Here is a 3,072-nt window from a genome sequence, read left to right on the forward strand (position 1 = left end):
TTGCGAATTTCTGGTGTCACGATCGTCCCTGCAATTGGCAGATCGATCGCCACGAGTAAACCTGCCAGTGCCAGGACAAAACCCAAGCCCCCAAACGCATAACTTAACCAAGTCACAAATCGATACCAACGCGGCGAATCATGCCGACCGATCCGACTGAATTGACTGAAAGCTAAGGCTGCCAGTAATGCCATAAATGGCAAAAATTGCATCGTGTAATAGATCATCCGCGTGCGAAATAGACTCAACAAAATAAATAAAGCGATCGGATAACCTAACGCCAAACTTAGCTGTAAATTAGCAAGTGGTAAGAGTTTTCGCCACAGGACAATCGCTCCGATCGCACTAAACAATGCCCACGGAAAAATATTCAGCGGCATCATCCAGAGATAATAAAAAGGGCCGGGATTGTAAGTATCTGTTTGCGATAGCAACAGCATCTTTTCGATCAATTCTCTAGCTGGTGCGATGCTGCCGTACTTATAACAACTCAAAATCAACCACAAGCCAGTGGGAATCGATCCTAAAATCAATCCGAGATAAATACCTGGATTGGTTAGAAATTGGCGATAACGGTGGCGATCGATCGCATAAGGCAACAGCGCAACCAAAGGCACAAAGATCATAAACCCCTTGAGCAAAAATCCCAACCCGACGGTCGCCCCCGCAACAACACCCCAACCCCAACTAGTTTTGGTTGCTGTGCCAATGGCAGAACTTTTAGTCGCTATTGCTGTCATCGATCGCGGCGCATGAGCCTGAATCGGCAGCTCGTGCAGTGAAGATGATAAGCTAATAGACTGGGAATCTGAGATCTGCAATAACGCCCAAATCCCGAGCAATTCAATTGCTACCAACGCGGTATTTTGTTGTGCGGTGTGGGCTTCATTCACCCATAATCCCATCAACATCAAGATCGCGCCACCCATCCAGGCAATTTGTCGATCGAATAGCATCTTGCCGATTTCATAGGTCAACAACACGCTGGCAATACAAGCGATCGTACTCGGCAAGCGTACGCTAAACTCATTTAAGCCAAACAAATGATAGGCGAGCGCGATGCACCATTGAATCCCGATCGTTCGATCGTAAATCGGCGTACCCCACCATTGCGGGGTCAGCCAATCTCCAGTCTCCCAAATCCACCGAGCTTGCATGGCATAGTAACCCTCATCGTGAGGCATCAAACTTTGATGAAAACCATTAATAATGAGTAATGAGATTGTGAAAACCACCAAACTCGATCGCTCAAATCGCTGCCACAGCACCAAATAATTGTGTATATTCACACTCAAGCATTAAATTGTGACCTTACCAGAATTAAGTTTACTACTAATCTCTGTTTTAGCTGGCGTATTCGGTCAGTTCTTCCTCAAGATGGGAGCTTTGAAACTCGGTAAAGTCGAGATGGGCAATGCGTTAAATCATCTAATTAGTATGATTACCATTCCCGAACTGATCGTCGGTCTAACCTGCTATGGTACTGGGGCGATCGTCTATATCCTCCTACTGACGCGGGTCAATTTAAGCATCGCCGCTCCCGCAATTTCGCTTAGTTATATCTGCTCGGTTTTGTTAGGTCATTTTTGGTTTCGCGAATCGATCGTCTTCAGTCAGATTGTCGGCCTAGCGGCAATTTCGATCGGCGTAATTTTAGTAGTCTCACACAAATAATCGGCGATCGATCTGCACCTAAATATGACATCACTACCCGAAGCACATTGCTTGCCCACACATATCGAACTGTGGCAAGAAACCATGAATTGGCAACCGACCGATCGCCAACAATTGCAGTTGCAATCTCTCTACAGCGAAGTAATTACCGCCAATCAACAACTCAATCTCACCCGCATTACCCAACCTGAAGAATTTTGGGAAAAACATCTCTGGGATTCCCTGCGCGGAGTTGGCGACTTAATTAACGATCCAGCAGCCTTGCAGGTTATCGATATCGGTACTGGGGTAGGTTTTCCAGGCTTACCACTAGCGATCGCCAGACCTGATTGGCAGCTCACATTAGTTGACTCTACCGCCAAAAAAGTCGGCTTTATCGAATCCATCGCCCCAGAACTCGGTTTGACAAATGTGCGTCCGATTGTCAGTCGAATTGAAGAATTAGGTCAAAATCGATCGCATCGCCATCAATCCGATCTCGCCCTGATTCGGGCTGTCGCTGCTACAAATATCTGCGCCGAATATGCCTTACCGCTGGTCAAAGTCGGTGGTACAGCCATCCTTTATCGCGGTAACTGGACTGAGGAGGAAGCAACTAGTCTGGAATTAGCAGCGGCTAAATTGGGTGGTGAGATTAGCAAGATCGATCGATTCACCACTCCGATTAGTCAGAGTATCCGGCACTGTATTTGGCTACACAAAATAACTGACACGCATCCGTATTACCCACGCGCGATCGGGATGCCTACTCAGAAACCGTTGTAATTTATCTGCTGTTGATTCGATCGCTAGGGGCTAAATATTTTTCCCGATGGCAATTATTCGCCATGAGCGTCTGGAGCGATTGCTGCATAACGATCGCAGCATCAAAGTATGAAATTTAGTTTAGCCATTGTTAAATTGGGTCGTGAGATCGGCAAGAGCGATCGATAAAATCGCAGTAGTTTTCATGGAAATAGATACTAATTAGGCAATTGAATCGCTAAATTATTATCTACAATCTAGTTTTTCTTCCAATTACAACAGCCTGTCATTATAGCCTGCATCCCTTGCCAAACAACCCTTGCAGAGTAAAAGCATGATAATTACTAATTTAATTACTTGTGTTTTTTCGTTTTACTGCTGAATTTGGGAATGCTAAATGTAGCGATCGACTCGAAATAAAGCTTGACATTGCGATCGATCCGACATAATTTGAATAGCAGCTAGAGCATAAAAATCACTTTAGCTAATTTATACCCCCATTTCGCTTAGTGTGCTTTATTTTTTACAGGCAGGTACGTACAGATGAAAACTCTACTTTCGATCGGCAGTGTTGCTGTGGGTTCGATCGCCCTCAATTTAATCCCAGCAAATCCAGCACGAGCGGCAAGCCTCGCAACCGGATCTGCAAACCTC

3 protein-coding genes are annotated in these 3,072 nt (G+C 45.5%); 2 read left to right on the top strand and 1 reads right to left on the bottom strand.

Annotated features, from left to right (window positions below; all coding sequences use genetic code 11):
• The coding region (locus RMO84_RS05630) for a glycosyltransferase family 39 protein (protein ID WP_310487495.1) at window positions 1–1,289 on the bottom strand (1,289 nt) is incomplete at its 3' end.
• Between the two features lie 16 nt (window positions 1,290–1,305).
• Here RMO84_RS05630 and RMO84_RS05635 point away from each other — a divergent pair.
• Together RMO84_RS05635 and rsmG are read left to right on the top strand one after the other, a co-directional pair.
• Window positions 1,306–1,674, top strand: a complete 369-nt coding sequence (locus RMO84_RS05635; RefSeq protein WP_310487496.1) for an EamA family transporter — start codon at window positions 1,306–1,308, stop codon at window positions 1,672–1,674.
• A gap of 24 nt (window positions 1,675–1,698) precedes the next feature.
• A complete protein-coding gene (rsmG, locus tag RMO84_RS05640; RefSeq protein WP_310487497.1) occupies window positions 1,699–2,439 on the top strand; it encodes a 16S rRNA (guanine(527)-N(7))-methyltransferase RsmG in 741 nt (246 codons plus the stop codon).
• The last annotated feature ends 633 nt before the right edge of the window (window positions 2,440–3,072 follow it).

Source organism: Chamaesiphon sp. VAR_69_metabat_338, from assembly GCF_031423935.1.
Classification (GTDB): Bacteria; Cyanobacteriota; Cyanobacteriia; order Cyanobacteriales; family Chamaesiphonaceae; genus Chamaesiphon.

What these genes read in the sequence shown, in the direction of transcription:
- rsmG (WP_310487497.1), top strand. Translation starts at nt 1,699, where the DNA reads ATGACATCACTACCCGAAGCACATTGCTTGCCCACACATATCGAACTG.